Here is a 372-nt window from a genome sequence, read left to right as displayed (position 1 = left end):
AAGTAACTCGCTTGTTGTACTTACTAAGTAAGTTGGAATATTTGGAAACATATGAGTACAGCGGTTATAAATACTACTACCCGAAAGTTAGGGATAAACCTAGAGTCAAATTTGGTGCAAGTAAGGCTGGCACCCCATTCGATGAAAAGAAACTGTTGATGAGCTTAAAAATGTCTTACGTAACCGATCAATCTGATGGAGCATCGAGAAAGAGGGTTGCGGCAGGCAAAGAAATTCACAAAATTCTAGAAGGGGCGCAGAAATGAGTTTATTCGAATCGCTTTCTATGATGTTACTTATGGATGAGGGAGAGCTCCGATCATTTGCGCTGACAGCACCTTATCGCTATAAAGTTTATACTATAGACAAGCG

General features: G+C 40.1%; 1 protein-coding gene. It reads left to right on the top strand.

Annotated features, from left to right (window positions below; translation table 11 throughout):
* On the top strand, positions 1-266 hold a 266-nt coding region (locus tag RMT89_RS41575; protein WP_315888945.1), incomplete at its 5' end, for a hypothetical protein.
* Positions 267-372 lie beyond the last annotated feature (106 nt).

It is taken from the genome of Streptomyces sp. P17 (assembly GCF_032436805.1).
Classification (GTDB): domain Bacteria; phylum Actinomycetota; class Actinomycetes; order Streptomycetales; family Streptomycetaceae; genus Streptomyces.
This window is presented reverse-complemented; position numbering and strand designations above follow the sequence as displayed.